We start from the raw sequence: 17,669 nt of genomic DNA, 5'->3' as shown, positions 1-17,669 counted from the left end.
GGGCCTTCGAACCATTTAATCGCCGCCCCCCGGACCGTGGCGTATGGACACGGCCGAACGCGCCGAACTGGTGGCCCGCCACACCGAGGAGGTGGTGACCGAGGAGGAGCTGCACGACCTCTTCGAGGAGCAGGACGAACCGACGGCGTACATCGGCTACGCGCCGACCGGGGAGATGCACATCGGGCACTTCACGACGATGCGCAAGCTCGCGGACTTCATCGAGGCCGGGCTGGACGTGACGGTCCTCATCGCGGACCTGCACGCCCACCTCGACGACGAGAAGTCCCCGTTCGAACTGCTCGACGCCCGCTCCACCTACTACCGCCTCGCCATCGAGGGGATGGTCGAGTCGGCCGGCGCCGACCCCGACGCCATCACCTTCACGCGGGGCACGGACTACCAGCTCGAGGAGCCGTACACGCTGGAGCTCTACCGGATGCTCGCGAACACGACCATCTCGCGCGCCCAGCGCGCGGGCAGCGAGGTCGTCCGGCAGTCCGACAACCCCAAGCTCGGGGGGCTGGTCTACACGCTGATGCAGAGCCTGGACGTGGCCGCCCTGGAGGCCGACATCGCCTACGGCGGCATCGACCAGCGCGGCATCTACATGCTCGCACGCGAGGTCCTCCCCCAGCACGGCTTCAGCAAGCCCCGCTGCGTGTTCGCCCCGCTCCTCTCGGGACTGACCCGCTCGGACGACGAGGGCGAGGCCGACAAGATCTCCAGCAGCGACCGCTCCTCGGGCATCTTCCTCACCGACGACCGCGAGGCCATCGAGGAGAAGGTCCAGGCCGCCTACTGCCCGGCAGGTGAGGTCGAGGACAACGGCGTCCTCGAGTACCTCCACCGGCTCGTCTTCCCCGTCCTCGGCGTGCGCGGCGAGGACCTGGTCGTCGAGCGCCCCGAGGAGTACGGCGGCGACCTGGAGTACGGCTCCTACGACGACCTGGAGGCCGACTTCGTCTCCGGCGAACTCCACCCGGCCGACCTCAAACCGGCCGTCGCCCACTACATCGACGAGGTCGTCGAACCCGTGCGGGAGCGCCTGCTCGAACGACCCGAGGTGCTGGCCGAGGCCTACCCCGACCACTGGGGCTGAACCGGCCCGCCCGTCGAGCAACCCCCTTCCTGTCTCCCGCGTCCAGCCCGACTACCGGCCCGCCCGGAGACCACCGGTGCGGGCCCCCATTCCCGTCGGCCCGCGTCCGGTAACGCATTCGTAACCCGGGAGCAGTGCCCGTTACCCGGTCACACCGATGTCAGCGAGGAGATAAGTATCCGTCCGGTCAACGTGGTAACGCAATGGAAGCTGCACGCGAACCGGAAGTTGGTAACGTATTGGAACCGGAATCGACGGGGGGCCACCGATGACCGGCCTCCTCCTGCAGGCCGGGCCGCCCCTGTTCGGATCGCCCGGCTCCGGGGAGGTCTTCCTCCTCGCGCGGCTCCTGTTCGGTGGCGTCCTGGCGTTCATGGGACTCAACCACTTCACGAACGTCGAGGACATGGCCGGGTACGCCGAGATGCAGGGCGCGCCCGCGCCGAAGCTCTCGGTCGTCGCGACGGGCGTGATGCTGGTCCTCGGCGGCCTCGCCATCATCACGGGCGCGTTCGTCGTACTCGGTGCCGGCGCACTGGCGCTGTTCCTGCTCGCGTCCGCCGTCCTGATGCACGACTTCTGGAGCGTCGAGGACCCCCAGCAACAGCAGACCGAGATGACCCAGTTCCTGAAGAACGTCTCGCTGGCCGGTGCGGCCCTCGCCTTCCTCGGCCTGGCGTCGCTCCCGTGGCCGTACGCGGTCGACCTGGGTCTCGTCTGAACGGGGCCCGCGCGGCGACCGACCCGCAGCGTTTTCCGCCCGTCACCCCTGCCGAGTGCATGGAATTCGATCCCGAGACGGAGTCGATGTACCGCTGGCTGAGCGGCGCCGTCGTCCCGCGACCCATCGCGTGGGTGTCCACCGACGGCCCGGCCGGACGGAACCTCGCCCCGTACTCCTTCTTCAACGTGATGTGCGTCGCCCCCCCGATCCTCGCGTTCGCGCCGGGGAAACAGCGCGACGGCAGCCAGAAGGACACGCTCCGGAACGCGCGGGAGACGGGCTCGTTCGTCGTCAACCTCGTGTCGATGGACCTCGCGGAGGCGATGGTGGCGACGGCGGCGACGACCGACGAGGACGAGTTCGACCTCGGTGGCGTGACGGCCACCCCGTCGAGCGAGGTGGACGCCCCGCGCGTCGCCGAGGCGCCGGTCTCGTTCGAGTGTCGACTCCACGAGACGCTGGAGCTGGGCTCGAACACTGCGACGCTCGGTCGGGTCGTTCGCTTCCACGCCGACGAGGCACTCCTCACCGAGGGGAAGATGAACACCGAGAAGTTCGACGCCCTCGGCCGGCTCGCGGCCGACGGCTACTGCACCACGCGCGACCGGCTGACCCTCGAGCGCCCCGACTGATATCCTGTCGGACAGTTGATTATATCCCGTGAGAACCGTGCGAGGGAGCCCGATTCCGTCCCCCACTCGGTCGTGCCGACGGAGCCCAGAACCCGTTGACACACCGTAACACGGACATCCACGCCGCTTCGTCGGACGCCTGGCGTACTTGAACCCCGGACATGGAAAGCACCACACATATTACGGAGGCATCTGGAGGTTCTCCCATGACGCACGTCTGCAGGAACTGCAAGCGGACCTTCAGCACGGAACTCGAACTCGAGCTCCACAAGGACACATGCGATGCCGCCTCGCAGCTGGTCTGCCAGGAGTGCGGCGAGAAGGTATCCGAGCGGCGAGCCACACGGGACGGCTGGCACTATCGATGCCCGAACGACGACTGCGACGGCTCCGGCCTCGGCGAGGACCTCTATCGCGCCGACGACTTCTCCGTGACCTCCGCTTCCTCCCCCCGATAACCAGTCCCGAACGACGACCAGCCAGCCGCGGCTCCTGCAGACCCCTCCCTGCGACCTGAATCGCTTGTTTTCGAGTAATATTCTAACTTTCTATAGGACTCCGACCTTTCGCATACTATATTCGACACATCTATCGTAATTGGACAATTAAGCGATAATCCTGATCCCCACGACTCATCAATCCGCCCTCGCGTCCGCCAGCGCGACCCGGTCGAGGCGCGGGAGTGCCCGGCGGCAGACGGTGGCGTAGGGCGCGGCCACGAGCGGGACCTCGAACGCCGCCACGGCCGGGTCGGTCCCGGTGACGCGGTGCCCGGTCGCCGGCAGTCCGGCCACGTCCCAGGTCCACCGGCCATCCGTGCAGGTCGTGACCGCGAACGGGACCCTGAGGCCGCCGACCGTCGTGACGTGGCCGGTTGATCCGGCGCGCACGTAGCGGTCCCGGCAGTCGACCGCGCGGACCGAGGGGCCCCAGTCCGGCCACCGGCGGGTGTCCCGGAAGGCTCGCCAGACGGCGTCACGCGAGGCACGCATCGGGCGCGCCACCACGAGCCGGCGGCCGTCCGGGGTCCGTTCGAGGCGGGTCTCGGTCCGACGTGTCACGGTCGAACGGAGTGGCGGGAACGACATCAACCCGCCGTCCCCGGCGCCGGATGCGGCGGGGGGCCGGAGCGGAGCGCCCCGCACCCGGCCCGGGAACGAACATCGTTATCCGGCCGCCCGGAGTTCGGTCGGATATGGACCCGCGGGACCTGGCCATGTTCGCCTACGGCGACCGGGGGGACTCGAACGCCGAGCGCCATCGCCGCCGCATCGTCCTCTACCTGGCGGCGCTGGTCGCCATCGCCGTGCTCTACGCGGTGGTCTACCAGGCGGCGCTCTCGTTCTTCGAGGGCCGGACCGTCTCGTTCACCAAGGCGATGCTGACGGTCGTCGAGTCGTTCACCACGACCGGCTACGGCGAGGACGCCCGGCTCTGGACGACGACGCCGGTCCAGCTGCTCGTCATCTCGATGCAGCTCACCGGCGTCTCGCTCATCTTCCTCGCGCTCCCCGTCTTCCTGGCCCCCTGGGTCGAAGAGCGCCTCTCGCAGACCGCACCGACCGCCGTCACCGACATCTCCGACCACGTGGTGCTGGCGGGGTTCTCCTCGCGCGGCGAGGCCCTCATCGACGAGCTCGACGCCCGGGACCGCGCGTACGTCGTCATCGAGCCCGACCGGGCCGCGGCCAACGAGCTGTACACCGAGACGGACGTGCCGGTCATCCACGGCGACCCGAAGCTGACGCAGACGCTCCGGGCCGCAAACGCCGATGAGGCCCACGCCGTCGTCGCGGACGTGGGCGACGAGGCGAACGCCTCCATCGCGCTGGCGGCCGGCGACCTCGACGGTCACGACCACGGCCCCGAGGACGGCCAGCCCGCACGTGCCGACGCGTCCCGGCGGCCGCAGGTCGTCACGTTCGTCGAGGACCACGACCTCGCCGACTACCACCGCTACGCGGGCGCGGACGACGTGTTCTCGCCCCGGCATCTCATCGGCGAGTCCATCGCGCGGAAGGTATCGGCCGGCGTCCGACCGGAGCTGGACGGCTCCGTCCAGCTCGACGAGGGCGCGGACTTCGACATCGTCGAGCTACCGGTGCAGAGCGGCTCCGAACTCGCGGGCGTCACGGTCGCCGAGAGCGCCATCCGCGAGCGGACCGGCGCCAACATCATCGGGGCGTGGTTCCGCGGCGAGTTCGTCTCGCCGCCGCCGCCGGACGCCCGCATCGACGGCCAGACCATCCTCGTCGCGGCCGGCCGCGAGGAGACCCTCGAGCGCCTGAAGAGCCTCACGCTGTCGGAGGCCCGGGGCCTCGGGACGGCCGGCTCCCGGGTGGTCCTGGCGGGCTTCGACGAGGTCGGAACGACCGTCCTGGACGGCCTCGACGCCGATGTCCCCGTGACGGTCGTCGACCGTCTGGACAAGCCGGGCGTCGATATCGTCGGGGACGTGACCGAGGCCGAGACGTTCGAGGCCGCCGACGCCGGCAACGCCGGCACGGTCATCCTCACGGTCTCCAGCGACACGACGGCGGTGTTCGCCACGCTGGTCGTCCGTGAGCTGTACCCGGACGTGGAGATCATCGCCCGGGCCGACGCGACCGGGTCGGTGCGGAAGCTGTACCAGGCCGGCGCCGACTACGTGCTCGCGGTCGCCACCGTCGCGGGCCGGATGCTCGCCTCGACCATCCTCGAGGAGGACATCATCTCCTTCGACCAGCAGGTCGAGATCGTCCGCGTCGACTGCGGCGACCTCGCGGGCAGGTCGCTGGGGGAGGCGGACGTCCGCGCCCGGACGGGTGTGACCGTCATCGCGGTCGAGCGCGGCGCGGAGTTCCACTCGGACATCGGTCCGGAGTTCGTCGTCGAGCCGGGCGACGACCTCTTCGTCGCCGGGACGGACGAGGACGTCAACCGCTTCAACAACCTCGTCGAGAGCACGTAGTCGGCGGACGTGAGGGTTGGGGCTACGACGAGTCCGTCTGCCGTGCCTCGTCGAGCCACGGCGGCGGCGAGATGTCGACCTCGTCGATGGCGTACGTCCGCAGGTCGATACGCACGACCACCTGCTCGTCACCGCGGTCGACGACCGCCTGGTAGCCCATCCGCCGGACGATGCCCTCCTCGTCGACGACGATGCCGGCGTCGAACCGGGTCACGTTCTCCGGGTCCACCGACGGGCCGAGCAGCGCCCGGAACGCCGACCGGTCGACCGACGTCGCGGTGTAGCTGTAGAAGGTGCCGTTGGCCGTCTCCGTGACGTTCGCCTCGCCGTAGCTGGCGTTCGTGAGGACCGGGGCGAGGAACCCGCTTCCGGTGAAGCCACGGGGTTCGAGCGTGGCGTTGGTGACGTTGTAGCGGGTGTTGTTCTCGCCCGGCGGGTCGAGGCGGACGTAGCGCTTGCCGTCGCCGAAGTAGGAGGTCCGCTCCACGCCGCTCGTCCCGTTGACGGCGATGAGTGCCCGGTCGTCGGCGATGTCGACCGACTGGAGCTGGCGCAGCGCGCGCGTGCCGTTCGAGGCGGCGACGCTGCCGTTGATCTCGACGATGAACGACTGGTGACCGGCCAGCCCGTCGACGTGGTTCGAGAGCGCCGTCTCGGCGTCGGTGACACCCGACTCGCCGTACCCCGCGGGGAAGGACTGCGAGGTATCCGGGGTCGGCGTGGCCGTCGGTGTGGGGGAGTCCGTCGTCGTCGGTGACGCGGTCGGGGTCGGCGTGTCGGCTCCCGTCGGGGTCCCACCACCACCGAGGAACGAGCAGCCGGCTGTCAGCACGAGTGCCGCGAGGAGTAGCACAGGCAGCGCGCGTCTCATACGTCGCCGACCATGGACGGGGGGTCCCTATTGCTTTCGGCCGATTCCCCGTGGACCGGCTGCAGGAGCGTTCAGGACGACGAGCGCGGCCACTATCCCTCCCGGGCCCACTCCGGCCGCTGGACGGGGGTCCGGTCGATGCCGGCGATGGCGAAGGCCACGCCGTAGCGGACCGGCCGGCCGTCCCGCTGGACCGTCGCCCGGTACCGCACGGACTGGACGACCCCGTCACCGTTCACGACCAGCGTCACGTTCCCGCCAGTGACGTTCTCCGGTGCGACCCGCGAGGAGAGCAGCGCCCCCGGGTCCTCGATGTCGTCCGCGGTGAACCGGAAGAACGCCCCGCCCGACCGCTCGACCCGCGAGGCACGGTCGTAGGTGACGTTGGTCAGCGCCGCGTCGACGTACTGGCGGCCGACGAACGTGGCCGGCGGGACGGTCCCGTCGATGGTTCCGTAGGTCGTGTTGCCGCCGCGCTGGACCCGGAGGTACTGGGTGCCGTTGGCGTAGAACCGGGTCCGCCGGACGGCGCCCGACCCGCGGGTCCCGGACGCCGAGATGAGCGTGTCCGAGACCGCACGGGGCTCCGCCGGCGAGACGGCCTGGACGAGCGTGATGCGGGAGGTGCCGTTCTCGGTGCGAACGGTGGCGTTGTACCCCAGCGTGAAGTTGGCGGCCGAGAGGAGCCCCTCGACGTGGCCCTGGCGGGCGGCCGTCGCGTTCGTCACGCCGCTGGCCGCGTACCCCGACGGATACGGCGCAGGTGTCGGTGACGCCGTCGCCCTCGGCGTCGCCGTGGCCGTCGATGTCGGGTCGTCCGTCCCCGTCGGTGTCGGCCCCCCGAGGAGCGAACACCCCGAGAGGAGCACCAGCGCAGCCACCACCACAATCGCTGCCTGACGTCGCATGGCCGCACGTCCACGGGTCCCGAGTAAAGTCCTGTGGCTCGGTATTGCGCGGCCATGCGGTGCCGGGTGCGGGATGACCGGACCGCGACCGGCGGTATCAGACTGCGACCCGATATCACCGGGCCGGGCCACCCCGTGGTGGGCGTCTCGGTCAGCTCCCGGACGAGTTCTCCGTCGTCTCCACGCCCTCGGCGCCGTAGACGGTGGTCTCGTCGTTGAAGTCCCTCCACGCGAAGAAGAACATCGGCGAGGAGTCGTTCGCCTGCGTCAGCACCGTCCCCTCGTGGGGGCCGTCGACGGCCGCGCCGGTGGTGAGTCGCCAGCGGGAGCCGCCGGCGCGGAGGTGGTCGGCGTCGGCGCGTCCGAACACCAGCGCCTCGTCCTCGACACGCCGCGAGTACGCCACCAGCGTCCCCGCCTCCGTCGCCGCCATCACCACCGGGAGGTCTCCGACGGTGTCGTTCACCACGCCGGCCCGCTGGACCGCGGGTAGCGGGTAGGCGACCGCCTCCTGCCCGTTCGTGACGCCGACGACCGTCGTCTTGGGGTGGAGCCGGTCGTCCTGGAACCGGCGACCGCTGATGCCGATAGCACTGGAGACCGCGTAGCCCGCGTACGGGTCCTTCGCGTAGTTGCGGACGCCACCGTCCTCGCGGACCGTGCCCGATTCGGGCGGTGGCCGAAGCACGACCGAATCCGGATGGGACGCCTGCCACTCCCCCCACGTCGTCAGCGACGACGGCACCAGCTGGAGCGTGGTGCCGGTCGCCGGGCCGTTGATCGCCGTCGCGGCGATCTGGCTCCACAGGCTGTCGGTGGCCTCGTCGTACATCACGAGGTCGTTCCGGAAGAGCAGCCCCGAGACGCCGAAGGTCGTCTCCTCCCCGTTCACCGTCCGCACGGCCGTCACCGCGCTGCCACAGAGCGGGCAGTACGTCACCAGGAGCGGGCCATCGAACGCATCGTTGACGATCTCGTGCCAGTTGAGTACCTTCAACGGGTAGGCCCGCGCCTCGCCGCCACGCTCGATCCCGACGACGGTGTCGTCGGCCGAGAGCCGGGACTCGCCGTACAGGTCGGACGAGTAGCCCGACCAGTCCTCGCCGAAGACGGGGTCGATGATGGCCGGGATGGCGTCCGTCGCGGCGCCGCGCTGCAGGTCCGACCGCGGGATCGGGAGGCTGCGCCCGGCCACGGTGGTTCTGTCCCCGCCGGGGGACTGGCCCCCACCCTGGTCGACGTCGCCACCGTCCGAATCCCGACCGAACCTGCTTCCGGAGGTGCAGCCGGCGAGCGCACCGCTCGCTGCGACCCCGAGGCCGGCGAGGTACCGTCGGCGTGTGGACATGGACGGACGGAGGGCCGAACCGGGTATGACCGCGGCGGGTTCGTGTGTGACCGGCTCACACTCGCGGCGGGGTTTAGGACGGTGCCGACATCCCGTCTCCCATGCAACGGCGCCGCTTCCTGGCCGCAGTCGGGACCACCGTCGCGGTGGGGAGCGCCGGCTGTGTCTCGGACTCGGGTGGGGCCGGCGCCGGTGGCGGTGACGCCGGCAGCGACCGGGCCACCCTGGAGACGCTGGCCGTGGCCGGCTCCCCGGGCGGGGAGCTGCCGGTCCTGCCGGCCGAGCCGGCGCTGCTGGATTTCTGGGCGACGTGGTGTGCGCCCTGCAAGCCACAGATGCGAGAACTCCGGGCCGTCCGGGAGGCCCTCCCCGCGGTCCATATGCTGTCCATCACGAACGAGAGCGACACGGCCGCCGTTCGCGACTTCTGGACGGCGTACGAGGGGACCTGGGCCGTCGCGCAGGACACGGAACTCCGCACGAACGAGCGGTTCGGCGTGACACGGATGCCGACGCTGCTGGTGTTCGACGCCGACGGGACCGAGGTGTGGCGCCACGTCGGCCTCGCCGCGGCCGACACCGTCGAGGCGAAGCTCCGCGAGGCCGGCGCGGGTGGGGCCTGATGGAGCCCGTCTCGACGGGCCGGCTGGCGTTCGCGTTCTCTGCCGGGATGGCGACCTTCTTCGCGCCATGCGCGTTCCCGCTCCTGCCTGGCTACGTCGCGTTCTACCTCGGCCGGGGGCCGGGCGACGACGCACCGAGCTCTCGGGCGGGGAAGCTCGGCCGTGCGGCCCTGGTCGGTCTCCTCGCGAGCCTGGGGTTCTTCCTCGTCTACGGTGTCCTCGCGGGCATCGCGGCGGCCCTCGGGGCCCGTGCGCTGCGCGACATCGCGGTCCTCGAGCCCGTCGTCGGCGCGCTGCTGGTCGGACTCGGCGGCGCGCTGTTCGTCGGTCTCCTCCCGGACCTGCACGTCCTGCTGCCCGAGCGGCGACGGACTGCGGGGAGCTACGTCGCGTTCGGCGTCGTCTACGCCGTCGCGGCCGCCGGCTGCACGGCCCCGGTGTTCGTCGGGCTCGCGCTCGTGGCGCTCGCGTCCGGGCCGACAGGCGCCGTGCTCGTCCTCGGGACGTACGCGCTCGGGATGGCCGTGATGATGGTCGGGGTGACGCTCCTGGCGGCGGTGGGGCGTGCGGGCCTGCTCCGTCGCCTCTCCGGACAGACCGGCCGTGTCTCGCGTCTTGCCGGCGCGCTCCTGGTGTTCGCCGGCCTCGCACAGATCTACCTCTACGTCTTCGACTTCGACTGGCTCGGCGGGTTGCGGGCGCTCGGGCTGGTGTGAGTGGTCGGGGACGTACGAACCCGCCTCGGGCGAACACCGAAGGCCTCGCCACGCGTGGTGGCACGCATGGACCACGGCGGCATCGTCTTCTTCCGGAGCGAGGCATTCGACGAGACGGTCGCGTTCTACCGCGACCTGGGCTGCGGGACCTGGCGCGAGCAGCCCGACTGCACCATCCTCGACTTCGACGGCTTCCGGTTCGGGTTCTGTGAGCGGTCGCCCGCCGAGACGGAGGGTATCCTGACGCTGGTCGTTCCGGACCGGGACGCCGTGGACGAGTACGCGGAGCGACTGGGGGACGCGGTCGTGGAGGGACCCCGTTTCAACGAGACCTACGGCATCTACCAGGTGTTCGCGCGTGACCCGGAAGGGCGGACCGTCGAAGTGCAGTGTTTCGAATCTTGAAAATAGAGTGGACAAATATCATCAGTACCAACCCAATTAGCTCCTAAAACATAGATTATTTCATAGATTGTGTACTTTCGTCAGATATCGTGTCTGTTTGTCGGGCTGTCCGGTATCGGTCCGTCCGACCAGTGGGACCCCCAGGCGCCACCGGGACAGCGGCAGACGACCATCCCCGGGAGCGAACCTTGATTCGGGCGGCGTTCGACCGGGCACCCATGAGTCAAGGCAGCCCCGACGGGTTCCCCGAACTCGTGGGGATGGTCCACCTCCCGGCGCTCCCGGGCGCGCCGGGGTTCGACGGTGACCGGGCGACACTCCGCGAGCGGGCCGTGGAGGACGCCGAGGCCCTGGTCGCGGGCGGGATGGACGCCGTCCTCGTGGAGAACTTCGGCGACGCACCGTTCCACCCGGGCGAGGTGCCACGGCACACGCTCACGGAACTGACGGCGCTCGTCGGTGCCGTCCGCCGGGCCGTCGACGTACCGGTGGGTGTGAACGTGCTCCGTTCGGACGGCTCCGGAGCGGTGGCCGTCGCGGCCGCGACAGGCGCGTCGTTCGTGCGGGTGAACGTCCACACGGGCGCCCGGGTGACCGACCAGGGCGTCGTGGAGGGGTCTGCCCACGAGACCCTGCGGCTGCGTGACCGGCTCGACGCCGACGACGTGCGGGTCCTCGCGGACGTGGACGTGAAGCACTCGGCGGCGCTGGGCGACCGGCCGCTCGACGAGGTCGCCCGCGAGACCGTCGAGCGCGGCGGGGCCGGCGGACTCGTCGTCTCCGGGCCGGCGACGGGCGAACCGGTCGACACCGAACGCCTGGAGCGGGTCGCGGCCGTCGCGGACGAGACCGGGGTCCCGCTGGTCGTCGGGAGCGGGACGACGCCGGCGACGGTCGCTGACCTGCTCGGTGTGGCCGACGCCGCTATCGTCGGGACCGCGCTGAAGCAGGCCGGCAAAGTGACCGCGCCCGTGGACCGGGCGCGGGTCGAGCGGCTGGTCGCGGCCGCCCGTGAGGGCTGACACCGCCCCCCGGACGGCCGAGCCCGGCACGGCGGCGGACGTGGCGGGCTCCTCACGGGCCACAACGTTCACACCGCGGGCGGCTGAGATGCCTCGTGATGCCACCACTCGAGAACTCGCTGATCGTCTTCGTCGTGAGCCTCCTCATCGGGGGGCTCGGGGTCTACGTCGGTGCGAGCCTGCTGGCAGGAAGTCGTGACTACGGCCACGCCGTCGTGACGGCGGCGCTGGGGTCGCTGGTGTGGGCCGTCACGAGCTACCTCATCGGGGGCGTCCCGGTGCTGGGGCCGGTCATCGTGTTCCTCGCCTACCTCGCGGTCATCAAGTGGCGCTACGGGACCGGCTGGATCACCGCGGCCGGCATCACGCTCGTCGCCTACGTGACCGTCCTGGTCGTCCTGGCGATCCTGTCCGACTTCGGCGCCGGCCTCGTCACCGACATCCCCGGCGTCCCGGGCGTCTGACGGGCGCGGCTACTCCTCGTCGTCCTCGGCACTTTCCTCGCCGCTCGCAGCGCCGGCCATCGCCCCCAGCAGCCCCAGACCCGTCGAGACGGCGTCGTCGACGTGGCTCGCCGGGCTGTCCGGGTACGACCTGTCCGCGAGCCGGGTGAACGGGGTCACGTCGACCGTCTCCGGCGCGAAGGCGTCGGTGAACGCCAGCGCCGTCCGGGCCAGCGGGTACTGGACCTCGCCGGGCGAGGCCGGGTCCGAGAGCGCTGCGAGCTGGCCGGCGTGGCTCGCCAGCAGCAACTGCGCGGGGAGGTCCACGTCGTCGGCGGACGGCCACCCGAGCTCGTGACGGACGAGGTCCGAGGCGCGACCGATGGCCCCGACGGAACCGAGGTGGCCGGCACCGATGACCGCCTTCGCCGCCTTCGCGGGTTCGCCGCTCATCACGACGGGCCCGACCTGCGCGACGGCGCCGTCGCCGACGCTGACGACCCAGCCCGGGGACTCGTACCGGTAGGTCTCCAGGCGCGGCTCGAAGCCGTCCTTGCCGTCGCGGACGAGCCGCCGGATGTTGGCCGCCGCGACCTTCGCCTCGCGCAGCGCCGTCTGCGCCGCGGCGGGGACAGCTGCGCCCGTCTCGTCCACGACGCGGCCGGCGTCGCCGACGACGAACGTCCCATCGCCGACGCGGAGGTTCGCGCGGACCTCGGCCCGCTCGCCGTCGGTCGCCGCCGGGCCCTGGATGCCGCCCGCCCAGACGAAGACGTCGTGGCTCAGGTCGCGCCCGTCCGCGAGGTGGATGGCGTCGGCATCAGCGGACTCGACGGTCGCCCCGGTCTCGACGCGGACATCCCGGGCCTCCAGCTCCCTCCGGACGGCGTCGGCGAACCCCGCGTCGAACCCCGGCGCGACCCGGTCGGCCATCTCGACGACCGTCACGCCCAGGTCGAGGTCCTCGGCGTCGGAGAGCGCGGCCAGCTCGCCGGCGATCTGGATGCCGGACAGCCCGCCGCCACCCACGATGGCCTCGCCGCCGGCCGCGTCGAGGGCGTCCTCGCGGATGGTCGCGGCGTGGTCGACTCGCTTGAGCGGCGTCGCGTGCTCCTCGACGCCCGGGAGGTCGTAGAACGCCGTCTCGGCGCCGAGACAGACCGCCGCGTAGTCGTACTCGAGGACCTCCTCGCCCTCCTCGGTCTCGATGGTCGCGGCGTTCGCGTCCGTGTCGACATCGGTGACACGGGCCTGCCGGACCTCGGCACGGGCGAGCACCTCCGTCAACGGGAGCGTGATGACCTCCTCGAGATCCGGCCGGCGGATGAGCCGGTGGAGCTCGTGCTGGACGAGATGGGTGTCCGACTCGTCGACCACGGTGATGTCGACGTCGTCGGGGAGTCGGCGCTCCAGCCGGCGCGCGACGGTCAGCCCGGCGTACCCCGCACCGAGTACGGCAACGTGCATACCAGCGATACGGATGGGAGCCTGAAAGCCCCTCCGTCGTCGGCAGGCCGCGAGCCCACGGTTCTCCCGGTCCCCGACGGGTCGCCACGCTTTCGCCGCTCGCGCACCAGCGGAGCGCATGGGCTACCACGTCCTCGACCCCGACGACCTCCCCCGGTCGCCGGACCACCCCTGCGACCGCCGTTCCGTCTCGGAGGCAGCCGAACTGGCTCAGCTCGCGCTGGCCGTCTACACCATGCAGCCGGGCGAGCAGCTCCCCACGACCTACCACTACCACGAGCAGCGAGAGGAGGCGTTCTACGTCGTCTCGGGGCGCCTAGCCGTCGAGACGCCCCAGGGCGAGCACACCGTCGAGGAGGGAGAGCTGTTCGTGGCCGAGCCTGAGAGCCCCCACCGCGCGTACAATCCGGACGACGCGGAGGGAGAGGTGCAAGTGGTCGGGATGGGCGCCCCGAAGTTCGACATGGCCCACCCGTACGAGCCCGACGGGGGCTAGCTACTCGGAGCCGTCGGCCTCGACCACCTCGCGGAGGGCCGCGAGATGCGACTGGACCACCGTGAGGGTGGCGTCGGCGTCGGCGTACCCCTCCTCGTACTCGTGGAGCGCGAGGTCCACGTCGTCGACGAACGATTCGACTGCATCTCTGAGCTCATCGTCTGACATACGTTGGACTTCGGGCGGACGCCAGATGAAACCCGGCCGTCCTCACATCCCCATGTCCGTGGCCGGCTCCGGCACCGGGAGGTCGTGCGGCGAGACGCCGAGCACCTCGGCCGCGTGGTCCAGCGCCATGTCGAAGCCGTAGTACCGCTCCAGTTCGTCCCCGTCGGGCCCATCACGCACCTTCAGCATCGCGTACCCCTCCGTGTTCTGTGCGACGGTGGCGACCCGGCCGTCGCGTTCGAACGTCAGCCGGCGCTCGCCGTCGGTCTCCTCGTAGCGGCCGGTCACGCCCCCCTCGGTGAGAGTCTCGCTCATGGACAGGTGTTGGGCCGACGGGGGTAGGAATTCATCGGTCCCAGAACCCGTCCGACGACCGCATCCACCCGGTATCCGGACGGTCCCAGGGGGATTCTCGGGCATCCCGTCGGTCCTTGGGGATTCCTCGGTCCCCTCACGCGCCGTGGCCGTCGATACGGGGCGGTTACCCGCGGACTGCCGGCCTGGACAGCCTCACCACGAGCGCCGTCGCGGCCGACACCACCACGAACCGTGCCGTTACCGGGCGTCCGCGGGCCGGATCGGACGGATGGTACCTGTGCATCGAACATGGGTCTCCATACTGCAACGCGGATCCGGCGCGGCTGCCCCATCGGGCGACCTCGGAAAGCCCGCCCTAGCACCTCCCCACCAGCCCGGAGCGCCGGGGGGTGGGACACCGGGTCACGTTGGGAATCCGATACCCTGCACATAACCAAACCGCAGTGAATGGTACGCCGGTCCATGACATCCCAGCGAGACCGTATGGCGCTGTCGCGTCGCGCTTACCTGACCGCGATACCCGGGATGGTCGGCGGGGCCGCGCTCGGCACCGGCATCGTCGGCGCCGGGGCCGCGGGACCGACGTTCGTCCTCGCACAGGGGGACCGGTGTGTAACGCTCCGGCCGTTGCGGGGGGACCGGCCGGTGGAGGCGTTCTACGACTACCAGCTGCCCTCGGACAGGTACGAGGGGTTCGGTGCCTCCGACGACGGCGGGCCGTACTTCTCCTCCCGAGGGACCACCGCCCTCCAGCGGGTCGACACGAGCCTGCTGTTCCTCTACGAGGGCCCGGACGGGCTCAGCCTGGTACTCGTCCACGGCAAGGCCGACGAGTCGGATCGGGGCGGCGGCTCGGCGACGTTCACGTTCGAGGGGCTGCCGGCGGACGGCGAGTGGGTCGTCAGGGACGACCTCTACTTCGACCAGGAGACGGGCGAGCGGGCGTCGTCGAACTACGACCGGTGGCGACTGGGGGAGACGACCGCGCAGGTCTCCTGGACCTGGGCCGCCACCGGGACGGACGGTGGCGCGTTCAGGGGCCTGGACGAGGAGACGGCACTCACCATCGACCCCGCGTTCAACGACGACGCGGAGCGGTTGTCGACCAACTACACCGGGACGGTCACGGACTGGCAGGCACTCTCCGCCCGGGACGGGGGCGTAAGGCGGTACAGCCTGCGTCTCGACAGGCCGATACTCCTCCTGGCCGGGACCTGCGACTCCCTGGTCGGGGATGACGACGGCTCGGACGATTCCGATGACGCGGAGCGGGACGGTGATGATGACGACGACGCGGAGCGGGACATCGATGATGACGACCGCGAGGACGACGACGACGATGATGACGGACGGGCCCAACGACGGGGACCGGACGGGGACGGCCCACCGGGACCCGATGGAAACGGCCCACCGGGCCCTGATGGGAACGGCCCACCGGGCCCCGACGGGAACGGCCCGCCAGGACTGAATGGAAACGGCCCACCTGGACCGAACGGGAACGGCCCACCAGGGGGGAGCCGGTAGCAGGGCACGGGTAGATAGACTACGTCGGCGCGGACAGTGGGTTCGACCTCGTCGTCCACGTGGACGACGACTGACGGTGGGGCGGCCCCCACGTTCGGGCGCTCCGAGGGTCCGGAACGCTGGCACGCTCGTCGATGCGACTCGGCTTCCGGCGCGAGGACGAGACGGTCCGAGCGCTCAGCCGAGCAGGTCCTGGCCGATGGTGTTGCGCAGGACCTCGCTGGTCCCCTCGTAGATCTCGTTGAGCTTGGCGTCGCGGTAGAACCGCTCGGCGGGGAAGTCCTTCGTGTAGCCGTAGCCGCCGTGGATCTGGATGCCCTCGTTGGCGACCTCACGGCTGACCTCGGAGGCGTACAGTTTGGCCTGGGCGGCCTCCTTGCGGAACCGTTCGCCGCGCATCTTCTTGTCGGCGGCGTCGTGCATCAGCAGGCGCGCGGCGCGCGTCTTGGTGTCCATGTCGGCGAGCTTGTGCTGGATGGCCTGGAAGTCGCCGATGGGCTGGTCGAACTGCTCGCGCTCGCCGGCGTAGTCGACCGCAGCGTCGAGCGCGGCCTGCGCGATGCCCACCGAGCGCGCGGCGATGGTGATGCGGCCGCCGTTGAGCGTCTTGAGCGCCTGGACGAACCCCTCGCCCTCCTCGCCGAGCCTGCGCTCCTCGGGGACGTAGCAGTCGTCGAAGCGGAGTTCGGCGGTCGGACAGCCCTTGTCGCCGAGCTTGTCCTCCGTGCCCTCGACGATGAAGCCGTCGTCCTCGTCGGGCCGGACGATGAACGCGGAGATGCCCTTCCGGCCGGCCTCGGGGTCGGTCTTCGCGAAGACGGTGACGGTGTCCGCGACGGAGCCGTTCGAGATCCAGAGCTTGCCGCCGTTGATGTAGTAGCCGTCGCCGTTGCGCTCGGCGGTGGTCTCCATGGCGGGGACGTCGCTGCCGGCGCCGGCCTCGGAGAGCGCGAACGCGCCGATGTCGCTCCCTTCGGCCAGCGGCGTGAGGAAGCGCTCCTTCTGCTCGTCGTCGCCGAACTCGTAGACCATGTTGCCGGCGAGCGAGACGTGCGCGGCCATGATGGTGCCGAGGCCACCGGAGCCGCGCGCGATCTCCTCCAGCGCGATGGGGTAGGCGTGGTAGTCGAGGCCGGCGCCGCCGTACTCCTCGGGGAACGGCGCGCCCATCAGGCCCAGCTCGCCCATCTCCTCGACGAGGTCCCACGGGAACTCGTCCTCGTGGTCGATATCGGCCGCGCGCGGGACGACCTCTTCGTCCACGAAGTCGGCGACCATCTCCTTGATCTGTTTCTGCTCGGGCGTGAGGCTGAGGTCCATGCCCGGGGAGTAGGTTGGCCCTCACTTGAGGGTTGCGAGCGTGACGGGGGCAGTGGCGTTCGGGGTGCAGGTTGGTGCCGTTCGTTGTGCCGTCGGTGGGTGTGTTCGCCCCGCCCGCGAGAACATCCGGAGAGAATGGACTCGGTGGATTCGAGCGTAATATATCTATAATAATCGGTGTAATGGAATTAATTCTCTACTTATCGTATTATGTCGCCAGTCGTGACGCCCCAGCTGCGAGCAGTACCGCCGTGACCGCCGACCTGTTGTGACCACCGCCGACGCGCTACGCGCGTCGACGGACATGCTCGCGTGGGTCAGTCGGTGCGATGGGCCTCGAACCGCCCCAGCCGACTGCGATGCTCACTGCGTTGCGCGTCTCATCCCTCGCGCGCCGGTGCGACTGACGGTGGAGCGCAGGTGTGGCGCTGGCGTGGTCACAGCCGCCGATCGAGCCAGTCCTCGACGGCCCGACGAGTCCGGGCAGCTTCGCGGTGTCGGACGACAGCGGGGGGACACCCCTGAAGAACGCCGCCTTCGGGCTGATCCTGTCGCTGTTCGGGCTCGTCAGCACCGGTGTCGGTCTGCTGCTGTTCTACCTGCTGGCGACCCGGTCGCTGGGGCTCTGAGTC

The 17,669-nt window shown here is 70.5% G+C and carries 21 protein-coding genes; 13 read left to right on the top strand and 8 right to left on the bottom strand.

Annotation, left to right across the window (positions count from 1 at the left end; translation table 11 throughout):
• The first annotated feature begins 43 nt into the window (after positions 1–43).
• The 4 genes from P2T62_RS10310 (at position 44) to P2T62_RS10295 (ending at position 2,916) form a co-directional block, all read left to right on the top strand.
• Positions 44–1,102 carry a tyrosine--tRNA ligase gene (locus P2T62_RS10310; RefSeq protein ID WP_276261309.1) on the top strand — a complete coding sequence of 353 codons (1,059 nt, stop codon included), beginning with the start codon at positions 44–46 and terminating at the stop codon, positions 1,100–1,102.
• A 268-nt stretch (positions 1,103–1,370) separates the two neighbouring features.
• On the top strand, positions 1,371–1,823 hold the full coding sequence (locus P2T62_RS10305; RefSeq protein WP_276261308.1) for a DoxX family protein: 453 nt from the start codon (positions 1,371–1,373) through the stop codon (positions 1,821–1,823).
• A gap of 59 nt (positions 1,824–1,882) precedes the next feature.
• Positions 1,883–2,458 carry a flavin reductase family protein gene (locus tag P2T62_RS10300; RefSeq protein ID WP_276261307.1) on the top strand — a complete coding sequence of 192 codons (576 nt, stop codon included), beginning with the start codon at positions 1,883–1,885 and terminating at the stop codon, positions 2,456–2,458.
• Positions 2,459–2,664: 206 nt separating this feature from the next.
• On the top strand, positions 2,665–2,916 hold the full coding sequence (locus P2T62_RS10295; protein WP_276261306.1) for an HVO_2901 family zinc finger protein: 252 nt from the start codon (positions 2,665–2,667) through the stop codon (positions 2,914–2,916).
• A 177-nt stretch (positions 2,917–3,093) separates the two neighbouring features.
• On the opposite strand, the gene P2T62_RS10290 is transcribed toward P2T62_RS10295, so the two are convergent.
• Positions 3,094–3,519: an SRPBCC family protein gene (locus tag P2T62_RS10290; protein ID WP_337250442.1), complete on the bottom strand. Its 426-nt coding sequence runs from the start codon at positions 3,517–3,519 to the stop codon at positions 3,094–3,096.
• A gap of 155 nt (positions 3,520–3,674) precedes the next feature.
• Here P2T62_RS10290 and P2T62_RS10285 point away from each other — a divergent pair, with 155 nt between their 5' ends.
• Positions 3,675–5,408 (top strand): potassium channel family protein, encoded by a 1,734-nt coding sequence (locus P2T62_RS10285; protein ID WP_276261604.1) that lies wholly within the window; start codon positions 3,675–3,677, stop codon positions 5,406–5,408.
• Positions 5,409–5,430: 22 nt separating this feature from the next.
• Here P2T62_RS10285 and P2T62_RS10280 read toward each other — a convergent pair whose 3' ends face one another.
• The 3 genes from P2T62_RS10280 to P2T62_RS10270 form a co-directional block, all read right to left on the bottom strand.
• On the bottom strand, positions 5,431–6,279 hold the full coding sequence (locus P2T62_RS10280) for a DUF7537 family lipoprotein (protein WP_276261305.1): 849 nt from the start codon (positions 6,277–6,279) through the stop codon (positions 5,431–5,433).
• Between the two features lie 92 nt (positions 6,280–6,371).
• A complete protein-coding gene (locus P2T62_RS10275; RefSeq protein ID WP_276261304.1) occupies positions 6,372–7,187 on the bottom strand; it encodes a DUF7537 family lipoprotein in 816 nt (271 codons plus the stop codon).
• A gap of 151 nt (positions 7,188–7,338) precedes the next feature.
• The gene (locus tag P2T62_RS10270) at positions 7,339–8,535 is read right to left on the bottom strand and encodes a DUF3179 domain-containing protein (protein WP_276261303.1); all 1,197 of its coding nucleotides are present in this window, start codon (positions 8,533–8,535) and stop codon (positions 7,339–7,341) included.
• Between the two features lie 101 nt (positions 8,536–8,636).
• Between P2T62_RS10270 and P2T62_RS10265 the strand changes: the two genes are divergently transcribed.
• From P2T62_RS10265 to P2T62_RS10245, 5 genes are all read left to right on the top strand, one after another.
• A complete protein-coding gene (locus tag P2T62_RS10265; RefSeq protein WP_276261302.1) occupies positions 8,637–9,158 on the top strand; it encodes a TlpA family protein disulfide reductase in 522 nt (173 codons plus the stop codon).
• A complete protein-coding gene (locus P2T62_RS10260; RefSeq protein ID WP_276261301.1) occupies positions 9,158–9,874 on the top strand; it encodes a cytochrome c biogenesis CcdA family protein in 717 nt (238 codons plus the stop codon). Before P2T62_RS10265 ends, P2T62_RS10260 begins: the two co-directional genes overlap by 1 nt.
• 66 nt (positions 9,875–9,940) lie before the next feature.
• Complete coding sequence (locus P2T62_RS10255; protein ID WP_276261300.1) at positions 9,941–10,279, top strand: VOC family protein; 339 nt, start codon at positions 9,941–9,943, stop codon at positions 10,277–10,279.
• A 218-nt stretch (positions 10,280–10,497) separates the two neighbouring features.
• Positions 10,498–11,301, top strand: coding sequence for a BtpA family protein (locus tag P2T62_RS10250; protein ID WP_276261299.1), 804 nt, complete (start codon positions 10,498–10,500; stop codon positions 11,299–11,301).
• Between the two features lie 98 nt (positions 11,302–11,399).
• Positions 11,400–11,765, top strand: a complete 366-nt coding sequence (locus P2T62_RS10245) for a hypothetical protein (RefSeq protein WP_276261298.1) — start codon at positions 11,400–11,402, stop codon at positions 11,763–11,765.
• 9 nt (positions 11,766–11,774) lie between these two features.
• On the opposite strand, the gene P2T62_RS10240 is transcribed toward P2T62_RS10245, so the two are convergent.
• A complete protein-coding gene (locus P2T62_RS10240) occupies positions 11,775–13,211 on the bottom strand; it encodes an NAD(P)/FAD-dependent oxidoreductase (protein ID WP_337250441.1) in 1,437 nt (478 codons plus the stop codon).
• A 118-nt stretch (positions 13,212–13,329) separates the two neighbouring features.
• On the opposite strand from P2T62_RS10240, the gene P2T62_RS10235 reads away from it, so the two are divergent.
• Positions 13,330–13,707 carry a cupin domain-containing protein gene (locus P2T62_RS10235; protein ID WP_276261297.1) on the top strand — a complete coding sequence of 126 codons (378 nt, stop codon included), beginning with the start codon at positions 13,330–13,332 and terminating at the stop codon, positions 13,705–13,707.
• Here the strand turns inward: P2T62_RS10235 and P2T62_RS10230 are convergent, their stop codons facing one another.
• Together P2T62_RS10230 and P2T62_RS10225 are read right to left on the bottom strand one after the other, a co-directional pair.
• The gene (locus P2T62_RS10230) at positions 13,708–13,875 is read right to left on the bottom strand and encodes a hypothetical protein (RefSeq protein ID WP_276261296.1); all 168 of its coding nucleotides are present in this window, start codon (positions 13,873–13,875) and stop codon (positions 13,708–13,710) included. It abuts the gene before it with no gap.
• Between the two features lie 42 nt (positions 13,876–13,917).
• Positions 13,918–14,190: a DUF7111 family protein gene (locus P2T62_RS10225; RefSeq protein ID WP_276261295.1), complete on the bottom strand. Its 273-nt coding sequence runs from the start codon at positions 14,188–14,190 to the stop codon at positions 13,918–13,920.
• 486 nt (positions 14,191–14,676) lie between these two features.
• Here P2T62_RS10225 and P2T62_RS10220 point away from each other — a divergent pair, with 486 nt between their 5' ends.
• Positions 14,677–15,717 carry a hypothetical protein gene (locus P2T62_RS10220; RefSeq protein ID WP_276261294.1) on the top strand — a complete coding sequence of 347 codons (1,041 nt, stop codon included), beginning with the start codon at positions 14,677–14,679 and terminating at the stop codon, positions 15,715–15,717.
• 177 nt (positions 15,718–15,894) lie between these two features.
• Here the strand turns inward: P2T62_RS10220 and P2T62_RS10215 are convergent, their stop codons facing one another.
• On the bottom strand, positions 15,895–17,037 hold the full coding sequence (locus tag P2T62_RS10215) for an acyl-CoA dehydrogenase family protein (protein WP_276261293.1): 1,143 nt from the start codon (positions 17,035–17,037) through the stop codon (positions 15,895–15,897).
• A gap of 422 nt (positions 17,038–17,459) precedes the next feature.
• Here P2T62_RS10215 and P2T62_RS10210 point away from each other — a divergent pair, with 422 nt between their 5' ends.
• Positions 17,460–17,666 carry a hypothetical protein gene (locus tag P2T62_RS10210; RefSeq protein ID WP_276261292.1) on the top strand — a complete coding sequence of 69 codons (207 nt, stop codon included), beginning with the start codon at positions 17,460–17,462 and terminating at the stop codon, positions 17,664–17,666.
• Positions 17,667–17,669: the final 3 nt, after the last annotated feature.

Origin of the sequence: Haloglomus litoreum (assembly GCF_029338515.1) — an archaeon.
Lineage (GTDB): Archaea > Halobacteriota > Halobacteria > Halobacteriales > Haloarculaceae > Haloglomus > Haloglomus litoreum.
The sequence above is the reverse complement of the archived record's forward strand: the minus strand, read 5'-3'. Positions and strand labels throughout refer to the sequence as shown.

What these genes read in the sequence shown, in the direction of transcription:
- P2T62_RS10305 (WP_276261308.1), top strand. Translation starts at nt 1,371, where the DNA reads ATGACCGGCCTCCTCCTGCAGGCCGGGCCGCCCCTGTTCGGATCGCCC.
- P2T62_RS10275 (WP_276261304.1), bottom strand. Translation starts at nt 7,187, where the DNA reads ATGCGACGTCAGGCAGCGATTGTGGTGGTGGCTGCGCTGGTGCTCCTC.
- P2T62_RS10310 (WP_276261309.1), top strand. Translation starts at nt 44, where the DNA reads ATGGACACGGCCGAACGCGCCGAACTGGTGGCCCGCCACACCGAGGAG.
- P2T62_RS10285 (WP_276261604.1), top strand. Translation starts at nt 3,675, where the DNA reads ATGTTCGCCTACGGCGACCGGGGGGACTCGAACGCCGAGCGCCATCGC.
- P2T62_RS10270 (WP_276261303.1), bottom strand. Translation starts at nt 8,535, where the DNA reads ATGTCCACACGCCGACGGTACCTCGCCGGCCTCGGGGTCGCAGCGAGC.
- P2T62_RS10295 (WP_276261306.1), top strand. Translation starts at nt 2,665, where the DNA reads ATGACGCACGTCTGCAGGAACTGCAAGCGGACCTTCAGCACGGAACTC.
- P2T62_RS10255 (WP_276261300.1), top strand. Translation starts at nt 9,941, where the DNA reads ATGGACCACGGCGGCATCGTCTTCTTCCGGAGCGAGGCATTCGACGAG.
- P2T62_RS10250 (WP_276261299.1), top strand. Translation starts at nt 10,498, where the DNA reads ATGAGTCAAGGCAGCCCCGACGGGTTCCCCGAACTCGTGGGGATGGTC.
- P2T62_RS10235 (WP_276261297.1), top strand. Translation starts at nt 13,330, where the DNA reads ATGGGCTACCACGTCCTCGACCCCGACGACCTCCCCCGGTCGCCGGAC.
- P2T62_RS10230 (WP_276261296.1), bottom strand. Translation starts at nt 13,875, where the DNA reads ATGTCAGACGATGAGCTCAGAGATGCAGTCGAATCGTTCGTCGACGAC.
- P2T62_RS10220 (WP_276261294.1), top strand. Translation starts at nt 14,677, where the DNA reads ATGGCGCTGTCGCGTCGCGCTTACCTGACCGCGATACCCGGGATGGTC.
- P2T62_RS10300 (WP_276261307.1), top strand. Translation starts at nt 1,883, where the DNA reads ATGGAATTCGATCCCGAGACGGAGTCGATGTACCGCTGGCTGAGCGGC.
- P2T62_RS10280 (WP_276261305.1), bottom strand. Translation starts at nt 6,279, where the DNA reads ATGAGACGCGCGCTGCCTGTGCTACTCCTCGCGGCACTCGTGCTGACA.
- P2T62_RS10265 (WP_276261302.1), top strand. Translation starts at nt 8,637, where the DNA reads ATGCAACGGCGCCGCTTCCTGGCCGCAGTCGGGACCACCGTCGCGGTG.
- P2T62_RS10225 (WP_276261295.1), bottom strand. Translation starts at nt 14,190, where the DNA reads ATGAGCGAGACTCTCACCGAGGGGGGCGTGACCGGCCGCTACGAGGAG.
- P2T62_RS10245 (WP_276261298.1), top strand. Translation starts at nt 11,400, where the DNA reads ATGCCACCACTCGAGAACTCGCTGATCGTCTTCGTCGTGAGCCTCCTC.
- P2T62_RS10240 (WP_337250441.1), bottom strand. Translation starts at nt 13,211, where the DNA reads ATGCACGTTGCCGTACTCGGTGCGGGGTACGCCGGGCTGACCGTCGCG.
- P2T62_RS10215 (WP_276261293.1), bottom strand. Translation starts at nt 17,037, where the DNA reads ATGGACCTCAGCCTCACGCCCGAGCAGAAACAGATCAAGGAGATGGTC.
- P2T62_RS10260 (WP_276261301.1), top strand. Translation starts at nt 9,158, where the DNA reads ATGGAGCCCGTCTCGACGGGCCGGCTGGCGTTCGCGTTCTCTGCCGGG.